General features: G+C 63.4%; 12 protein-coding genes. 10 read left to right on the forward strand and 2 right to left on the reverse strand.

All coding sequences use genetic code 11. The annotated features are described in order from the left end of the window. Window positions 1-10: 10 nt before the first annotated feature. Window positions 11-526, reverse strand: a complete 516-nt coding sequence (locus F8D48_RS08200; protein WP_151431113.1) for a ferritin — start codon at window positions 524-526, stop codon at window positions 11-13. Between the two features lie 181 nt (window positions 527-707). On the opposite strand from F8D48_RS08200, the gene F8D48_RS08205 reads away from it, so the two are divergent. Next, a complete protein-coding gene (locus tag F8D48_RS08205) occupies window positions 708-3,935 on the forward strand; it encodes an ABC transporter ATP-binding protein/permease (protein ID WP_151431115.1) in 3,228 nt (1,075 codons plus the stop codon). Between the two features lie 838 nt (window positions 3,936-4,773). Here F8D48_RS08205 and F8D48_RS08210 read toward each other — a convergent pair. Continuing rightward, window positions 4,774-5,145 (reverse strand): phage holin family protein, encoded by a 372-nt coding sequence (locus F8D48_RS08210; protein WP_151431117.1) that lies wholly within the window; start codon window positions 5,143-5,145, stop codon window positions 4,774-4,776. Window positions 5,146-5,189: 44 nt separating this feature from the next. Here F8D48_RS08210 and rlmD point away from each other — a divergent pair, with 44 nt between their 5' ends. The 9 genes from rlmD to F8D48_RS08255 all read left to right on the forward strand — a co-directional run bounded on the left by rlmD (window position 5,190) and on the right by F8D48_RS08255 (window position 17,748). Then, on the forward strand, window positions 5,190-6,749 hold the full coding sequence (rlmD, locus tag F8D48_RS08215; RefSeq protein WP_151431119.1) for a 23S rRNA (uracil(1939)-C(5))-methyltransferase RlmD: 1,560 nt from the start codon (window positions 5,190-5,192) through the stop codon (window positions 6,747-6,749). Continuing rightward, window positions 6,746-7,921: a tRNA lysidine(34) synthetase TilS gene (gene tilS / locus F8D48_RS08220; protein WP_151431121.1), complete on the forward strand. Its 1,176-nt coding sequence runs from the start codon at window positions 6,746-6,748 to the stop codon at window positions 7,919-7,921. The genes rlmD and tilS overlap by 4 nt, the downstream gene beginning before the upstream one ends. 52 nt (window positions 7,922-7,973) lie before the next feature. Further along, complete coding sequence (locus F8D48_RS08225) at window positions 7,974-8,654, forward strand: Maf family protein (RefSeq protein WP_151431123.1); 681 nt, start codon at window positions 7,974-7,976, stop codon at window positions 8,652-8,654. 272 nt (window positions 8,655-8,926) lie between these two features. Beyond that, window positions 8,927-9,475 carry a hypoxanthine phosphoribosyltransferase gene (hpt, locus tag F8D48_RS08230; protein WP_151431125.1) on the forward strand — a complete coding sequence of 183 codons (549 nt, stop codon included), beginning with the start codon at window positions 8,927-8,929 and terminating at the stop codon, window positions 9,473-9,475. 15 nt (window positions 9,476-9,490) lie between these two features. Next, window positions 9,491-11,812 carry an ATP-dependent zinc metalloprotease FtsH gene (gene ftsH / locus F8D48_RS08235; RefSeq protein ID WP_151431127.1) on the forward strand — a complete coding sequence of 774 codons (2,322 nt, stop codon included), beginning with the start codon at window positions 9,491-9,493 and terminating at the stop codon, window positions 11,810-11,812. Window positions 11,813-11,992: 180 nt separating this feature from the next. After that, window positions 11,993-13,129 (forward strand): NrfD/PsrC family molybdoenzyme membrane anchor subunit, encoded by a 1,137-nt coding sequence (gene nrfD / locus F8D48_RS08240; protein WP_151431129.1) that lies wholly within the window; start codon window positions 11,993-11,995, stop codon window positions 13,127-13,129. Then, entirely contained in the window at window positions 13,117-13,650 is a 534-nt protein-coding gene (locus F8D48_RS08245) for a GntR family transcriptional regulator (RefSeq protein ID WP_151431131.1), read from the forward strand. The genes nrfD and F8D48_RS08245 overlap by 13 nt, the downstream gene beginning before the upstream one ends. Further along, window positions 13,553-14,524, forward strand: a complete 972-nt coding sequence (locus F8D48_RS08250) for a slipin family protein (RefSeq protein WP_151431133.1) — start codon at window positions 13,553-13,555, stop codon at window positions 14,522-14,524. The genes F8D48_RS08245 and F8D48_RS08250 overlap by 98 nt, the downstream gene beginning before the upstream one ends. A gap of 776 nt (window positions 14,525-15,300) precedes the next feature. Next, window positions 15,301-17,748, forward strand: a complete 2,448-nt coding sequence (locus F8D48_RS08255; RefSeq protein WP_170272779.1) for a molybdopterin-dependent oxidoreductase — start codon at window positions 15,301-15,303, stop codon at window positions 17,746-17,748. Window positions 17,749-17,918: the final 170 nt, after the last annotated feature.

The raw sequence follows: 17,918 nt of genomic DNA on the forward strand, positions 1-17,918 counted from the left end.
GTGCCCGGCTCTACTCGGCGGCCAGGGGGCTCGGCGTCGAGTACATGCGGGCGGCGCACTCGCGATCCAGGTCGTAGAGGCCCTTCGGGTCGCCGCCGAACAGCTTCATGTTGGTGATCATGGTGTCGGCGTTGTCCTCTTCTTCCATCTGCTCGTCGATGAACCAGCCCAAGAACTTCTGGGCGCGGTAGTCGTGGGCCTCGAGCGCCGCGGCGTAGATGTCGTGGATGAGCGAGGTCACGTACTGCTCATGCTCCATGGCAGCCTCCAGCGGCTCCAGGAAGTTCGAGAAGGTCACCTCGGGCTGGTCGATGGCCAGCAAGCGCACCTTCTCGCCGTTCTCGTGCAGGTACTTGCGGAAGATCAGCGCGTGGTCGCGCTCCTCGGCGGCCTGGATCTCGAAATAGTTGGCGTAGCCAGACAGGCCCTCCTCCTCGTAGTAGTCGGCGAAAGCGAGGTACAGGTAGGCGCTGTAGAGCTCCTTGTTGATCTGGTCGTTGATGAGTTCGTACACCTTGGCGTCCATGGGAGTCCTTTCTGAGCCCGAGGGCTGGTCGGTCTGATAAACGGCAATCAGGATACCCCAAAGCGCTTCAATCATGTGAAGATAAGCGGTAATTCGATGAGAAAATCCGTCCTATTTGGGGCCATGCTCCGCCGCTGTGGCACCATGGGTGAAATTTTTGAGAAGAGGGAGCGTGCGACCTATGCTGCAGCTGAGGAATATCTGCAAATCCTATCGGACCGGCGACTTCACCCAAGTAGCTCTCGACGATGTGTCCATCTCGTTCCGCGATAACGAGTTCGTGGCCATCCTCGGCCCCTCGGGCTCGGGCAAGACCACGCTTTTGAACGTCATGGGCGGCCTGGACCACTATGATTCCGGCGATATGATCGTGGACGGCATCTCCACCCACAAGTACAAGGACCGCGACTGGGACACCTTCCGCAACAACCGCATCGGCTTCGTCTTCCAGAGCTACAACCTCATCCCCCACCAGACTATCCTGCAGAACGTGGAACTGGCCCTCACCCTGTCGGGCGTGGGGAAGACCGAGCGCACGCGCCGGGCAAAGGAGGCCCTGGCCTCGGTGGGGCTCGCCGACCACGTGAACAAGCGGCCAAGCCAGCTGTCGGGCGGCCAGATGCAGCGCGTGGCCATCGCCCGCGCCCTCATCAACGACCCGGAGATCGTGCTGGCCGACGAGCCCACCGGCGCCCTGGATTCCAAGACCTCGGTGCAGATCATGGAGCTGCTCACCCAGATCGCCCAGGACCGACTCGTCATCATGGTCACCCACAATCCGGAGCTCGCGGCCATGTACGCCACGCGCACGGTGAACTTGGCCGACGGCGTCATCCGCAGCGATTCGGACCCCTACCTCCCCACGGAAGAGGAGATGCACCTGTCCCAAAAGCCCATCCGCAAGACCTCCATGGGCTTTCTCACGGCGCTCGCCCTGTCATTCAACAACCTCATGACCAAGAAGGGCCGCACCATCATGACGGCCTTCGCCGGCTCTATCGGCATCATGGGCATCGCCGCCATTCTGGCGTTGGCCAACGGCGTGGACAACTACATCGAGAAGACCGAGGAGGAGACGCTGTCGGTGTACCCGCTCCAAATCATGTCCACGGGCTTCGACATGAGCGCGCTCATGACTATGTCCACGGGCGGCGATGCGGATGACGGGGAAGGGGCTGCCGACGACGCCTCGGGCGCCGGTGGCGACGGGGTCGCTGCCCTGGCCGCTGCCGGCGTGAAAGGGGGCACCTACGGTGACGAGAACGACCCGGCGGCCCGCACCACGGTGCCCGAGACCCGCATGGTCACCGACATGTTCGCCAGTCTGGAGAACAACGACCTGGCCGCGCTCAAGCAGTTCTTCGACGAGGGCGGTGACGGCATCGGCGACTATGTGAGCTCCATCGAGTACCGCTACAACGTGACGCCCCAGGTGTTCTCCGGCAACACAGAAGGAGAGGTGCGCCAGATCAACCCCGATACCACCTTCGAGGCCTTCGGTATGGGCGGCGGCTCGTCGTCCAACTCGCTCATGTCCACGATGTACAGCACCAACGTGTTCAACGAGATGATGGGCAATTCCGCCATCGTGGAGGGCCAGTACGACGTGAAGGCCGGCCGATGGCCCGAGGCCTACGACGAGTGCGTCATCGTGCTCACCTCGCGCGGCACTCTGCCCGATCTGGTCACCTACGCCCTCGGTCTGCGGGATCACGCCGTGCTGGAGGACATGATCGACCAGTTCATGAACGAGGAGGAGGTGGTATCCCCCGACGACAAGCTGGAGTTCACCTACGAGGAACTCATGGCTGTGCCGCTCAAGATGGTGGCCGCCGCCGATTGTTACACCTACGATGAGGAGAATGCGGTGTGGGTGGATAAGACCGACGACGAGGACTACATGCGCGCCCTTGTGGATGCCGGCGAGGATCTGAAGATCGTGGGCGTCGTGCAGCCCAGGCCCGACGCGAAGGCCACGGCGCTGTCCATTGGCATCTACTACACGCCCGAGTTGACCCGCCACCTCATCGACCAGGCTCGCGAGACCGCCATCGTGCAGGCCCAGCTGGCCGATCCGGCCGTCGATGTGTTCAACGGCCGGGAATTCGATGCCGAGGACGAGGAAGACGCCTCGGGCTTCAATATGGATTCCCTGTTCACGGTCGATGAGGACGCCCTGCAGGATGCCTTTAAGTTCGACGAGTCGAAAATCGCCGTGGACACGAGCTCCATCAGCGGGGGGCTTTCCGCCAGCGACCTGCCATCTCCGCCCTCCCTGGATCCGAGCGATCTCGATGTGGATATGGCCTCGGCGTTCAGCCAGGAGGCCATGGGCGAGATGATGGCCGCCGCCATGGCCGGCTACGCCCAGGCCCTCGGCGCGGCCTACCAGGAGGCCATGGCCGGCATGGCCGAGGGCGCCGCGCCGCCGGACTTCCAGCAGCTGGCCCAGGACACCCTGCAAAGTTACATGGGCAGTGCCGAGTTCCAGGCCCTCGCGGGCCAGTACGCCGGCCAGATCGTGGATGCCAACGCCCTGCAGCAGGAGCTGGCAGAAAAGATCTCGGCGGCCGTCCAGCAATCCATGGGCTCTTATATGGAAGAGGCCATGGGCATCATCGGATCCAAGACTGAGAGGGCGGTTCAGGGGGTCATCGGACAGTTGCAGGCGAACATTCCCCTGGCCATGTCCGTGGATGCCGACGCCTTCCAGAACGCCTTCCAGATGGCCATGACCGAGGACGAGCTGCGCGAGCTCATCCTGTCGCTTATGACCGACGGCACGCGCTCCTTCGACGGCAACTTGGCCAAGCTGGGCTACGCCGATCTGGCCAAGCCCTCCGAGATCGCCATCTATCCGGACAACTTCGAGGACAAGCAACGGGTCATCGCCATCCTGGACGGCTACAACGATCGCATGATCGAAGAGGGCCAGGAGAATCGGAAGATCTCCTACACCGATTTCGTGGGCACGCTCATGAAGTCGGTCACTACCATCGTGGACATGATCAGCTACGTGCTCATCGCCTTCGTGGCCATCTCGCTCGTGGTGTCGTCCATCATGATCGGCATCATCACCTACATATCGGTGCTCGAGCGCAAGAAGGAGATCGGCATTCTGCGGGCCATCGGCGCCAGCAAGGGCGACATCTCCCGGGTGTTCAACGCCGAGACCATTATCGAGGGTTTGGTGGCGGGCCTCATCGGCGTCGGGTTCGTGGCACTGGTGTGCATTCCGGTGAACGCGCTCGTGTACTCGCTGCTCGACGTGCCCGATGTGGCGCTGCTGCCCTGGACTGCCGCGGCCATCCTCGTGGGCATCAGTGTGTTCCTGTCCTTCGTAGCGGGCCTGTTCCCCGCCATGGCCGCCGCCCGCAAGGACCCGGTGGAGGCCCTGCGCTCAGAATAGGCCGTTTCGTCGGGGCCGGCTCATAAGGTGCGGCACGCGGCGCGGGCCTTGCGCCCGAGCCCTGGCGCGGCCCCGGGCGCGGCCGCTCATGAGGTGCGGCACGCGGCGCGGGCCTTGCACTCGGAACGGACTGTCTCTCCGACACCCGGGAACCAAACGGGGTTTGCGACGAGCGCAGAAGGTTTTTCTAGTCGCCAAAGTCCGGTTTGGCGTGGGCTCAGCACGGATTCAGCGCGAGCTCGGCGCGGGTTTGGGACGGGTTCGGCGCTGGTTCGGCGTGCGGTGAGCACCAAAGAGGGCCTTTGAGACGAGTCTGACGATAAAAATGTCCGAGAAGGGCGATTTGGTGCTTTTGGCCGTGCCGCAAAAGGGCTCTTTGGGACAAGGACTTGAAGAAAGCCCAGTTCAAACTGCTCCAGTGGCGAACTAATTCGCCGCAAGTGACACCAAAGAAGTCATTTCGGACAAAAAATGATAAACCTAGGGCCGAAAACCCCTCTTTGGTGTTCTCCCGGGACCAGTACGGCCCCTCTTTGGCACTTTCTCTGGGACCGACAGGGCCTCTCTTCGGTGCCCTCCCCAGGATCGGATGCCCCCTCTTTGGTGCCCTCCCCGGGACCGGTATGGCCCTTCGAGACCGCGGAGACGAACGGCTCACCTGCTCAGCGAGCAGGGGTGTGCGGCCGCGAGGGCGGACCATGCCTCCATGTTCGGCAGCCCCTCATGTTGGGGAGACGCCCGCTGGGCACCTCCCGTCGCTACGGAGCTGCGCGCGGAGCCCCCGCTCTCGCGGCCTGATCAGTCTCGCCAACTCCCTTGGGCGAATTCGGAATCGCATTTACGCATCGTTGCCCACGAGGCCGTTCACGAGGGCCGATACAATGGAGATAACGATGGAGGCCACAAAAGCGCTGCCGAAGCTGGCGATGTAGAAGCCGGCGCCGAACAGCCCGTTGGCGAGCCAGGCGGCGAGGTAGAGCAGCAACGTGTTAACAATGAGGTAGAAGATGCCCAGGGTGAGCACCGTCACCGGAAGCGACAGCACCTGCAAAATCGGCTTGATGGACATGTTGACAAGCGACAGGATGAGCGCGAACAGCGCGATGCCCACCCATGAGGCATCGGCGCTGATGATGTCGATGCCGGGCACGATCCACACGGCGGCGGCCACGGCGATGGCGGTCACGATCCAGCGAATGATGAAGTTCATGATTACCTCCTTTTCCGATGGCCCCATTATGTCAAAATGAGACTATGACGAGAAAACATGACAACAAGCCGAAACGCGCCAGTAACCGCCCCGCCAAGGTGGGGAAGGCCCCTCGGGCAAAGCGGGGGGTCAATCGCGGCCGCGCAGCGGTGCGCGGCGATGCGCAAGGGTGCAAGGAGGCTCGCCCAGCGGGACGCGGCCCCGCCGCCCGCCCCTGCGCGCTCTGCCCGGTGTTCGGCCGTTGCGGCGGCTGCAGTCAGCTCGATGTGCCCTACGAGGCGCAGCTGGCGGCCAAGCAGCAACGCGTGGCCGCGCTCTTCGAGGGCCTTGCTCCGGCCGATGTGATGCTGCCGATTATCGGCATGGAAGAGTCCTTCCACTACCGCAACAAGGTCATCTCGCCCTATGCGCCCGCCAAGGGGAAAGCGCGGCGGGCCGGCGGCAAGGGGAAGGGCGGCGATGCCAGGCTGACCCGCGACGACATCCTCACGGGCATGTACGCACCGGGCAGCCATCGCCTCATTCCCACCGATGCCTGTGCCATCGAGAACGAAACGGCCAAGCGCGTCACCCTGGCCATCCGCGACATCATGGCCCGCTGGGGCATGGAGCCCTACGATGAGGACGCCGGCACTGGCTTCGTGCGTCACGCCGTGGTGCGGGTGGGCCACGAGTCGGGCGAGGTGCTGGTCACGGTGGTCACCAACGGCGACGAGTTCCCCTCGGCGAAGTCCTTCTGCCGCGAACTCGTGCGCCGCGTGCCCGAGATCACCACCATCGTGCAGAACGTGAACACGCGGGCCACCAATGTGATCCTCGGCGAGAAGGAGCGGGTGCTCTACGGCCCGGGATTCATCCTGGACACGCTCTGCGGTCTCAGCTTCCGCATCTCATCCCAGTCGTTTTACCAGGTGAATGCCACGCAGACCGAGGTGCTCTACGACGAGGCCATCCGCTTGGCCGGGCTCACGGGGGCGGAGACGGTGATCGATGCCTACTGCGGCACGGGCACCATCGGCCTGGTGGCCGCCAAGCGGGGAGCTGCCCGCGTCATCGGCGTTGATGCGGTGGAATCGGCCATCTGCGATGCCGCGGGCAACGCCCGCCACAACGGCGTGAAAAACGCCGCGTTCGTCGCCGAGGACGCCACGGCGTTCATGGAAGAGCTCGCCGCGTCGGGGGAGCGTCCCTGTCCGCTCGTGCTCCTCATGGACCCGCCCCGGGCCGGCTCGACGCCCGCGTTCCTCGCCGCCGCCGCAACCTTGGCTCCCGAGCGCATCGTGTACATTTCCTGCAACCCCGCCACCCAGGCCCGCGACGTGCGCCAGCTCGTGGATGCCGGCTACGTCGTGCGCACCGTGCGCCCCGTCGACATGTTTCCCCACACCGACCACGTGGAATCCATCGTGATGTTGGAACGGGAAGCCAAGCGCTCCACCACAGTGGGAGCCGTGCGCGGAGGAGACGGCGGGTGTTCCGGCCGAGCGAGTTCCGCGGCGACGGGAAGCGCCCAGTGGACACTTTCCCAAAGCGAGGACTGTCTGAGCGAATCGGAATACCCGGCGGCTCCGACCGAGGAGCCGCTGCGAGAGGAAGAGAAATGACCGACTGTTTGGAAAAGACGCTTGAGAAAGCCCGCGCTACCATCGCGGCCCGCGACTTGGCCGCCTCCGATGCAGCGGTGCTGCTCATGGTGTCGGGGGGTTCCGACTCCACGGCTCTGGCCTACCTGGGCGCGGCCCTGCGCGACGCGGGCGATATCGGCCCCGTGGCCATGCTGCACGTGAACCATCAGCTGCGCGGCGAGGAAGCCGACGGCGACGAGCGCTTCGTCTCATCGTTGGCCGAGCTGCTGGGCATTCCGCTGTTCATCTGCTCCATCGACATCGCCGCCGAAGCCGCTCGCTCCCGTGAGAACGTGGAAGCCGTGGCGCGGCGCGAGCGCTACCTGGCTGCCAATGAGGCGCTGCGCTCGATGTGCCAGCATGAGGGCTGCCCGCTTTCCGAGGCGCGCATCTTCACGGCCCATACCGCCGACGACCGCATCGAGAACTTCTACATGCGCTCCATCGTGGGCACCGGTCCGGGGGGCTTTCGCTCCATGCGCTACGAGAACGGCCCGGTGGTGCGCCCGTTGCTCGATGCGACCCGCGATGAGCTGCGGGCCTTCCTGGCTGCCCGCGAGGCGGCCGGCGAGCCCTGCGCGTGTGATGCGGCCGGCAACCTCTGGCGCGAGGACGCCACCAACGCCCACACCGATCGTTTCCGCGCCTATGTGCGCCACAAGGTGGTGCCGCCGTGCAAGGAATGGAACGAGGCGCTGCCCGAGGTGCTCGTGCGATCCATGAACCTCATCGCCGACGAGGACGACATGCTGGAGCAAATGGCCGGCGAGCTGGCGCAGCGCGACAGCGAGTGGGTGGCCGAGGACGACACCTTCGGCATCGACCGCTCCGAGGGCTTCCGCCTGCGCCCCTCCTTCGGTGCCGCGCAGCGCCCCCTGCAGCGCCGGGCCGTGCTGCAGCTGCTGCAGGCCATGCTCGGCTCCGACGCCCGGGTTGACACCGCCAGCGTGGAGGCAGTGCTCGACGGCTTTGCCGAGGGCAAGCCGCACGGCGGGTATGTGGCCAACATCCAGCACGACTTGGCCGTGAGCGCCAACAAGCAGGGCGTGCTCGTGGAGCCCATGGCCTACTTCCGCGCCCGTCGCAAGCGCGACAAGGAAAAGGCCGGCGAACGTGCTGTCGCGCCCCGATCCCCCGAGACCGCCTCGTAGGGCGGCGCCTGCACTCCCGCACTCATCCGACCCCTCCCGAAAGGACGTCCCCATGACCGAAGAAACGCCTCAGTCTGAATCCGCCGCCCCGACTTCCGCCCCCGCCTTCGAGGTGGTGCTCGCCAGCGGAAGCCCTCGCCGCCGCGAGCTGCTGGAGCAGGCTGGCGTGAAATTCATCGTGCACACGCCCGAAGCCCCGGTGGACGAGAGCCTCGAGCCCGACCTGGCCGCCAACCCCGAGGAAGCGGCGAAGAAGCTCGCCGAGCGCAAGGCGGGGGCCGTGGTGCAGGAAGTGCTGGCCGGCAACTACACGGGCATGCTCATCGTCATCGGCGCCGATACCATGGTGGTGCTCGACGGGAAGATCTTCGGCAAGCCTCGCAGCCTGTCGGATGCGAAGCACATGCTGCGCCAGCTGTCGGGCCGCACCCACGAGGTCATCACGGCGGTATCGGTGTGGATGATCTCCGCGCCCGCGACCGACGACATCTCGCTCGGCTTCCGCACCTTCGCCGATATAAGCCACGTCACCTTCCGTGACTTGACCGACGAGGAAATCGCCGACTACCTTGGCAAGGGCGAGTCTTTCGACAAGGCCGGCGCCTACGCCATCCAAGGCGAGGGGGCCGCGCTCGTGGATCACTACGACGGAGCCCTCGACACCATCATCGGCCTGCCCGCCGACCGCCTCATCCGGGAGTTCCCGGACTTGCTTCAGGCGGAAGTGAAGTAGCAAAACGCGTCTCGCCGGGCCCCGCGGCCGCCTCGCCCGCCGCGGGGGCCTTGCCGCCCCGCCCCACCTCCCGGCTCGCATCTAAGGAGGCCCCGCCGGACGCGGGGTCTCGGGCGCTGCGGCAGTCCCTTCGGGTATGCGCCCAGATCGAACGAAACAATTGTGTTGCGTTCTCGCATGGCGGGCGCAGGGGGAGAGGGCAATGGTACACTGAACTGCGATCAAGGATTATCCGCGGGAAACATCCCGGATATGGGAAGAAAGTGGTTCACGTGCATAACGACATTTCGAAGATTCTCTTCTCCGAGCAGGATCTTGCCAACCGCGTGCGCGAGATGGGCGAGAACATCACGGCCGATTACGCCGCGATGGCCGGCCCCGAGGGTATCGTGGTCATCTCCATTCTGCGAGGCGGCGCCATCTTCACCTGCGATCTCGTGCGGGCCATCGACATGCCCCTCGAGATGGACTTCATGGCCGTGTCCTCCTACGGCAATGGCGTGAAGAGCTCCGGGGTGGTGCGCATTCTGAAGGACCTGAATACCGATATCCGCGGCCGCCACGTCATCATCGCCGAAGACATCATCGATTCCGGTCTCACGTTGAAGTACCTCATGCAGAACTTGCAGTCCCGGGGACCGGCGTCCATGACGGTGGCCGCGCTCATGAAGAAGAACACGGAGAACCAGGCCGATATCGAGTGCCGCTATGTGGGCTTCGAATGCCCCGACGAGTTCATCGTCGGCTACGGCCTCGATTATGCCGAGCGTTACCGCAACCTTCCCTATATCGGTGTGCTGAAGCCCGAGATTTACCAGTAAAGACAGAGAGACACTATGGCAGACAACAATTCGAAACTCCCCACTCCGCCCTCGTCGTCGCGTACCACCATGGTCATGGTCGTCATCCTTTTGGCCGTGGCGTTTTTCGTGGGCAGCCAGTTCATGCGCACCGGGGCCATGGGCACCACGGTCACCGACCAGCTTATCACCTCCGAGTTCACCCAGGCCGTGGAGCAGGGTCGCGTAAAATCGGTTACCTACTCGGCCGGCGACTACACCGTGTCGGGCACCTACTTCCCCGCTGTGACCGCCGGAGCCACGGCGGCCGATGCCTTCAACGGCGCCTTCGACGCCATGAACGCCCTTATGGCCACTGAGAAGGACGCCGACGGCAAGAGCCTGGCCGGCGTGGGCACCACCACCTTGGATCCGGCCACCCTGGGCAAGGAGCACAACTACACGTCCACCTACGTGGGCAGTGATTCCCTCGGTGAGTTGCTGGCGGCGCACCCCGATATCTCCTATCAGGTCACGCTGCCGAGCCCCTTCCTGGAGATCATCGCCACGCTTTTGCCCATCCTCATCATCGGAGGACTGCTGTTCTTCTTCTTTTTCAAGATGCAGCAGGCCAACAACTCCCAGATGAACTTCGGCAAGGCCAAGACGAAGAAGGCCGCCGAGGAGCGCCCCGATGTGAAGTTCTCCGATGTGGCCGGCGTGGATGAGGCCGTGGAGGAGATGCAGGAGATCAAGGACTTCCTGGCGAATCCGGCGAAGTACCAGTCCATGGGCGCGAAGATTCCCCGCGGCTGCCTGCTCGTGGGCCCTCCCGGTACCGGCAAGACGCTTCTGGCCCGCGCCGTGGCCGGCGAGGCCGGCGTGCCCTTCTTCAGCATTTCCGGCTCCGACTTCGTGGAAATGTTCGTGGGCGTGGGCGCTTCCCGCGTGCGCGACCTGTTCCAGCAGGCCAAGGACGCCGCGCCCGCCATTATCTTCATCGACGAGATCGACGCGGTGGGCCGCCAGCGCGGCACGGGCCTCGGCGGCGGCCACGACGAGCGCGAGCAGACCTTGAACCAGCTGCTCGTGGAGATGGATGGCTTCGAGTCCAACGACTCGGTGGTGCTCATCGCCGCTACGAACCGCGCCGACGTGCTGGACCCGGCGCTTTTGCGTCCCGGTCGCTTCGACCGGCAGATCGTGGTGGACACCCCCGATGTGAAGGGCCGCGAGAAGATTCTCACCGTGCACGCGAAGGACAAGCCCATCGGGTCGGATGTGGATCTGAGCAAGATCGCGAAGATCACCCCGGGCTTTACCGGTGCCGATTTGGCCAACCTCATGAACGAGAGCGCCCTGCTCACGGCCCGTCGCGGCAAGAAGATCATCACCATGCGCGAGGTGAGCGAGTCCATGGAGCGCGTCATCGCCGGCCCGGAGCGCAAGGGCCGCGTGATGAACGAGAAGACCAAGCACACCATTGCCTACCACGAGAGCGGCCATGCCCTGGTGGGCCACCTGCTCGACCATGCCGACCCGGTGCACAAGATCTCGATCATCTCCCGCGGGCGCGCGCTCGGCTACACGCTGTCCATCCCCGATGAGGACAAGGTGCTGAACTCGCTTTCGGAGATGAAGGACGAGCTGGCGGTGTTCATGGGCGGCCGCGTGGCCGAGGAGATCTTCTGCGACGACGTGACCACGGGCGCTTCCAACGACCTGGAGCGCGCGAGCAAGATGGCCCGCGCCATCGTCACCCAGTACGGCATGAGCCCCTTGGGCACCCAGGTGTTCGGCCAGCCCAACCACGAGGTGTTCTTGGGCCGCGACTACGGCAACACTCAGGACTACTCCGAGGAGACGGCCCGCCGCATCGACGAGGAGGTGGCGAAGATCATGAAGGAGGCCCACGATCGGGCCCACAAGATCCTCGCCGACCATGCCGATCAGATGGACCTCATGGCCAGCGTGCTTCTGGAGCGCGAGACCGTGGAGGGCGAGGCCTGCGAGGCGCTGCTCGACAACAAGTGGGACGAGTACCTGGCTCGCGAGGACGAGATCATCGCCGCGAAGGAGGCCGAGGAGGCCGCCGCCCGCGCCAAGGATGCCGAGATGCTCGCGGCCCAGGGCGACGGGGAAGGCGCCCAGGCCGTGGTTGCCGGTGGTTCCGATGCGGGGGAGACCTTGGCCGACCCGAACTGGCGTACCGAGCCGGTGGAGCCGGGCGACCAGGATCCGAATGCGCCGTACCGGCCCGCCGCCGAGGGTGCCGACCGCGCCGATATGCCCACCCAGGCCGAGGTGGATGCCGAGATCGACCGCGAGGACGAGATGGACTCCTCGGCCGATGCGCCCGATTCCGATAAGCGCGACTAGTTGCCTGCGCGACCCCGGTTAGACCCCTTCCAGTTGAGAGAGCGCCCTGCGGGGCGCTCTCTTGCTGTGGGGGCTTTGCCGTTTTCACCCCCCTGCTTTCTGTCTCATGCTGTCATATACTTTTCTGCGCGGTTGTGTCATACTTTGCGAAAGCATGCGAAGCGGAGAAGGGGGCGATCGGTGTTCGGCGAGCTTGTGGCAGCCTACCTGTTTTTGGCTGGCGTCGGTGCTGGCGGAATAGCTGCCGCCTCCTTGGCCGACCTGCTCTTCGTGCGGGCGCCCTTCGGAGCGGCGGCGGAAAGCTCGGTGGCTGAGGCCCCCGCAGCCGAGCGGCTCGTGTCTTTGGTATTCGCGGCAGCGTTCGGCGCGCTCGCCATGGGCGTCGGCTGCCTGGCGGCCGACTTGGGGCGCGTCGACCGGGTGCTCGCGCTGTTCCTCACACCGGCGTTCACGCTCATGAACGTGGGGGCGTGGGCGCTTGCGGGGCTTTTGGCCGTCGGCGCGGTCCTGGTGCTCGGGCGATTCGCGTACCTGCCCTGGCTCGGCCGCCGCGCAGTGGCGGCGCTCGAGGCGGTAGCGGTGGCGCTGGCTTGCGTGGTGGCGGTGTATGCGGGGCTTCTGCTGCAGGGCCTTGCCGGCGTGCGCCTGTGGGCGAGCCCGTGGGTTCCCGTGCTGTTCGTGCTGTCGGCTGCGTCGTGCGGCTGCGTCCTGTTCGCGGGCTGCTCGCTGTTCGTGGAGGCCGACGAGCGCACGGTGGCGCTCGGCCACGCGATTCTGCGGGTGGATGCAGCCGTCGTCGTGGCAGAGGCTGTCGCGGCGGCGTTGTTCTTCGGCGAAGCGGCGGCCAGCGGACACCCCGGCGTTATCGCGTCGGTCGCGAGCCTCTCGCGCGGTGCGGCGGCGCTGCCCTGGTGGGGCGGCTTTGCGCTGTGCGGCCTTGCGGCGCCCCTTGCCATCGAGGGCGCGCTGTGGGTGCGCGAGCGGAGGAGCGCCGGCACGCGGGCCATCGCGTCAGTCGGAGCCAGGGCCCGCGGTTCCATAGCCGCTCCCGCGCCCGCCTTCGACGCGCCGCCCGCGGTCTTGGTCGCTTTGGCGCTCGCCGTGCTCGTGGGAGGCGCGGGGCTGCGCTGGGCTGTGGTGGAAGCCGGGACGCAGCGCCCCTTGGAATTGCAGAGTGTGGGAGATGCCGCGGAGGTTGAGCCGATCGGCCCCGGACCGGCCGACGAAGCCCCCGCCGTGGCAGTCGAGGGCGGGGCGTTCGGCGGTAGCCCGGCATCTTCCCAAAAGAGAGAGGACCTTTCCCTATGGTCGAGCTAGGGCGCACCATTCCGGCCGGCGACTTGTTCGCGCTGGACGATGCCAGCTCCATTCCCGTCTGGCTCCAGCTGAAGAACCGCTTCATCTACCTCATCACCTCGGGGTTCTACCTGCCGGGCGACCAGCTGCCCACGGTGCGCGGGCTCGCCGCCGAGGTGGAGGTGAACTACAACACCGTGAGCAAGGTGTACCAGAGCCTGGAGGAGGATGGCTACATTGTCTCGAAGCGCCGTCAGGGCGCCTTCGTAGCCGACGTGTCCAACAAGCCCGGCGTGTCGGCCGAGGTGACAGCCGAGATCGTGACGGCCGAGTATTTGCAGCGCTGCCAGGAGCTGGGCATGTCGCTGGAGGATATCGACGCGCAGTTCACCGCCGCCCTCGTGGCGGCCAAGGCCAAGCGCGACAAGAGCGAAGGAGCAGGATATGACACGCAGGAATCGCGGCGCGGACGCCTCGTCAAGTTCCCCGACCCCGCAACGGGCAGCAGCAGCGCCGAGCGCTCGACTGGAAACGGGGCGTAGCCGCACCTCGCGCAACGGGGCCGTGGCCTTCACGCTCATCGTGTTCACCGTCGTAGTGGCCGCGGTGCTGGCCTTGGCGCAGCTTGCCGCAGGCTCCATCGGGCTTGCGGCTGTCGTGGGCGCTGTGGTGGCCGGAGCTCTGGCAGCGAGCTCGGTGCACGTGGTCATGGAATGGGAGAAGGCCGTGGTCATGCGCTTCGGCCGCTTCAACCGCGTGGCGGGGCCGGGCATCGTGTTCACCTGGCCCATCGTGGAGTTCTACACCGTGCGCATCGACCAGCGCGTGGCGGCCACCTACTTCGGCGCCGAGGAGACGCTCACGGCCGATCTGGTGCCCGTGAACGTGGACGCGGTGGTGTTCTGGATGGTGTTCTCGCCGAAGAAGGCCGCCTGCGAGGTGGAGGACTACGGCAGCGCCGTGTCGTGGATGGCCCAGGCCACGCTGCGCAAGGCCATCGGCCGCGCGAGCCTGGCCGAGGTGGCGTGTCGTCGTGACCAGCTGGACGCCGAACTGAAGGACGCGCTGGAGGAGAAGCTGGACGGCTGGGGGATCGACGTCATCGACGTGGAGGTGCGCGACATCGTGGTGCCCCGCGAGCTGCAGGCCTCCATGGCCGCCGCAGCTGTGGCCACCCGTGAGCGCGACGCCCGCATGATCCTGGCCGAGGCCGAGGCGGACATCTCCGACATGCTGAAGGACGCGAGCGCCAACTACGAGGGCGATCCGGAGGCCATGCGCCTGCGCACTATGCATCTGGCCTACGAGTCGGTGAAGCAATCCGGTGGCACGCTCGTCATCCCCAGCGCCTTCAGCGAGGGCTTCACCGACCCCGACGCCGCCGAAGCCCTGGCAAAAGCTGCACAAAGGGGGTAGCGCTTCCTTATCCAATTGGGTGAAAAGTACAAATAAGGAGCACTCGAAATCACCGTTATTATACGATTTGGGAAAAAGTATAAATAACGGTTCCGCTGAGTGTTCTGGCGGACGATGGCAAAGCGGGATAGCAGCAAACGTGCTACAATGGGCAACGCCTAGAGAACTTGGCCCCGAGGGGCCGGGACGCCGCAAGGACGTCCCGGTAGCGAGGGTGCCTAGTCCTCGCTTTGTTTGGAGTGGGATCCGCCGTTCTGCGGCGGATCTCCGCTATTCAGGGCCAAAAGCGCGACCCCAAGAGTGGCGGCTCCAATCAAAGTCTGGACCAGGGCCAGGAAAACGCTCACCTGCATCACCTCCCTCCCGCATCTAGAATTGGTGATAGGGAAGGTGTATGCAGGGAGTCCTGCTCCCCGCTTATCAACTATAATACAAACAAATATTCTGTTTTCAAGACTTGACATTGCCGAATCGTGCATTTTGAATCGAATTATTTTTAGCTAGCAGAATAGGCAATTAACCTGCGAAAATTCTTAGCCCCTCTAGCTTTGTCATACTTTGTCCTATATTTTCTCTTGACAGTCTATGACAGAGTATGACAAACTGACAGCAACAGAATCCGGCCGATTCTCGAAGACTATGTTGGAATCCCATCAATCGTGCCGCGAGCATGCAACTGGATTCGCCCATGGGGGATGGGAAGGGGGAGCGAAAAGGACTTGCAGAAATTCTCAATCTGCGGCTGTCCGGGCTCTCAGCATGAAGAGGAGGAGAGAATGTCTGGAAGCGAAAAACGCTCTGGTCTTACTCGCCGAGGTTTCCTGAAGGCAACGGGAGTGACTGCTGGCGCTACCGCTGTCGGTTCTAATCTGGTTGGGTGTGTTTTTGGCACTGCGAACGCCGAAGAGTCGTCCGAAGAAGAAATTGCTGGCTACGGCGTTTGTCGCTCCAACTGCATGCAGTCTTGTCGTTATGCCGTCCATGTGCGCGACGGTAAGATCACTCGCTTGGAGCCTGCCGATTACGGTGAAGATCTTTATCGTGGTAGCTGCCTGCGCGGTATGTCGTATATGCACCGCATCTACGGGGAAAACCGCATCAAGTATCCCCTGCGCCGTGTCGAAGGCACTGAACGCGGTGCTGGCGAGTGGGAACGCATCACGTGGGACGAGGCTATCGATGAAATTGCCCAAACGTTTTCCGGCATTGCCGAGAAATACGGCCCTCAGGCCGTGGTTTTCGACTTCGGGACGGGCAACTATGGCGAGATTCAGGGTCAAACGGGCATTTTCAATCGTCTGGGTGGAGTTATGGGCGTGTCGAAGCCTGCGGGTATGAACGATCTCTCCACTGGCTATGGCATCGATCGCGTGCTAGGCACTGGCCTTATGTATTTCGCCAATGAGGCAAAGAGTGTGCTGGATTCCTCGCACATCGTGGTCTGGGGTTCGAATCCTGTGCACAGCACGCCGCAGAACTGGCGATGGATGCAGCGCGCCAAAGAGCAGGGCACGCGCATTATCACCATCGATCCGGTGAAATCGGCTACCGCTATGAAGTCCGACGAGTACTATCCCATTAAGCCCACGACTGATGGCTATCTCGCACTGGCTATGTCGAACTATATTATCGAGAATGACCTGCAGGACACTGAGTTCATCGAAGCCCGCACTACGGCGCCTTTCCTGGTACGCCAGGACACGGGTATGCTTTTGCGCAAGAGCGATTTTGAGGAACTGCCCGAGGGTGTCGAGGATGAGTTCTACGTATGGGATCCCGAGAAGAAGACGGCCGTGTTGCATGGCACCGTCGCCAATCCGGTACTTGAGGGCTCTTACGAGTATGAGGGGATTGCGGTAACCACATCGTATACCCTGTTGAAAGAGCAGCTGTCTCAATACACCGTGGCCGATGCCGCCGCGGAAACGGGCATGTCGGAGGGGGTCATTGAGCATTTGGCCCGCATGTTTGCGGAGGGCGACGCCATTTCGGTGAACATCTCCTTCGGTATGGATCATTACAATAACGGCTATCAGTCCTGCTGGGCAATCGCCATTCTGATGGCGCTGACGGGCAACGTGGGTCGCGATGGCGCTGGTTTCACGGGTATCTATCTGAACACTGCTCTTAATTTAAATATCGTTGGTTTGTGGGGCGCGCCTGGATTCAAGGGGATGACCACAGCATTTCCGATGACGTTGCTGCATGAGGTGGCACGCGATCAAGAGTACAACGGCGAGCCATATCCGATTAAGGCTATGGTGGCTATTCTCTCCAATTCGGCTAGCAACTGGCCGTCGCAGACCAACTATCTTGAGGAGTTGCTGCCCAATCTTGATTTCCTTTTGGCCATGGACATGGAGATGACAGACACCGCCCGTTACGCCGACATGATTCTGCCCATCGCTTCGTTCTATGAAAACGAGGACTTCCGAAAGGCTCATAACCTGCCATATATCGTGCATCAGGACAAGGTGATCGATCCCCTCTTTGAGGCAAAGGACGATGTTGAGATCGCGGGCTTAATTGGCCGCGCGTTGGGCTACACTGACGCGTTTCCTGCGGAATATACGTTCGACGACTACGCAAATATGTTGTTGTCGGGTCCCGCAGTAGAGGCGTTCGGCGTTAGCCTCGATCGCCTTCGCGAGGAAGGCTATATCGAATTGCGCACAGAGCCCGGAAAGCCCGGCATTGTCGGTCGCGACAAATTCCCCACGGAATCTGGCCTGGCTCAGCTCTATACTGAGAAGCCGGCGCCGCGCGTCATGTACGGCCAGGATGTCACAGAGCGCTTCCCCAAGGAGCATCTGGTGTATTATCAGCCTTCTGCTGAGGTAAGCGAGCGCAGCGAGGCCGCTAAGACCTATCCGCTCACATTTATTCAGGAGCACACGCGCTGGCGCACTCATTCTCAGTGGTTCAACTCTCCCATCTTGAGGGAACTCGACCCTGAACCGCTCTTCAAGATGAGTCCCGAAGATGCAGCTGATCGCGGAATCGTCAATCGAGACGTTGTCGAGGTTTTCAATGATCGCGGACATATGGTGGTGCAGGCCATCATTGACCCGAGCCTGCCAAAGGGTATGACCCGTATGCCCAAGGGCTGGCAGCGCGACCAATTCATCGAAGGCGGTTATCAGGAGCTCACCTATCCACACAACGATGAGTGGTCGGTGGCCTTCAATTTCTACGATACTCGCGTCGACGTAAAGAAGAGGTAAGGTGATATCATGCATTATGGATTCGCAATTGACCAAGAGCGGTGGTGTGAGTTACATGAATCCGGAGCGGTGCTCCCAGAGGGCCCCGGAGCCTGCCCTTGGAGGGCGCCGGCCGGGGCATTCGTCGACGGGAGCATCCTACCACACCTTCGAGAGGGCCTCGGCGCTGC

This window comes from Adlercreutzia muris (assembly GCF_008831045.1).
Taxonomy (GTDB): Bacteria; Actinomycetota; Coriobacteriia; order Coriobacteriales; family Eggerthellaceae; genus Adlercreutzia; species Adlercreutzia muris.

Coding starts and splice junctions, on each gene's coding strand:
- F8D48_RS08200 (WP_151431113.1), bottom strand. CDS start 526: ATGGACGCCAAGGTGTACGAACTCATCAACGACCAGATCAACAAGGAG.
- F8D48_RS08205 (WP_151431115.1), top strand. CDS start 708: ATGCTGCAGCTGAGGAATATCTGCAAATCCTATCGGACCGGCGACTTC.
- F8D48_RS08210 (WP_151431117.1), bottom strand. CDS start 5,145: ATGAACTTCATCATTCGCTGGATCGTGACCGCCATCGCCGTGGCCGCC.
- rlmD (WP_151431119.1), top strand. CDS start 5,190: ATGACGAGAAAACATGACAACAAGCCGAAACGCGCCAGTAACCGCCCC.
- tilS (WP_151431121.1), top strand. CDS start 6,746: ATGACCGACTGTTTGGAAAAGACGCTTGAGAAAGCCCGCGCTACCATC.
- F8D48_RS08225 (WP_151431123.1), top strand. CDS start 7,974: ATGACCGAAGAAACGCCTCAGTCTGAATCCGCCGCCCCGACTTCCGCC.
- ftsH (WP_151431127.1), top strand. CDS start 9,491: ATGGCAGACAACAATTCGAAACTCCCCACTCCGCCCTCGTCGTCGCGT.
- F8D48_RS08245 (WP_151431131.1), top strand. CDS start 13,117: ATGGTCGAGCTAGGGCGCACCATTCCGGCCGGCGACTTGTTCGCGCTG.
- F8D48_RS08250 (WP_151431133.1), top strand. CDS start 13,553: ATGACACGCAGGAATCGCGGCGCGGACGCCTCGTCAAGTTCCCCGACC.
- F8D48_RS08255 (WP_170272779.1), top strand. CDS start 15,301: ATGTCTGGAAGCGAAAAACGCTCTGGTCTTACTCGCCGAGGTTTCCTG.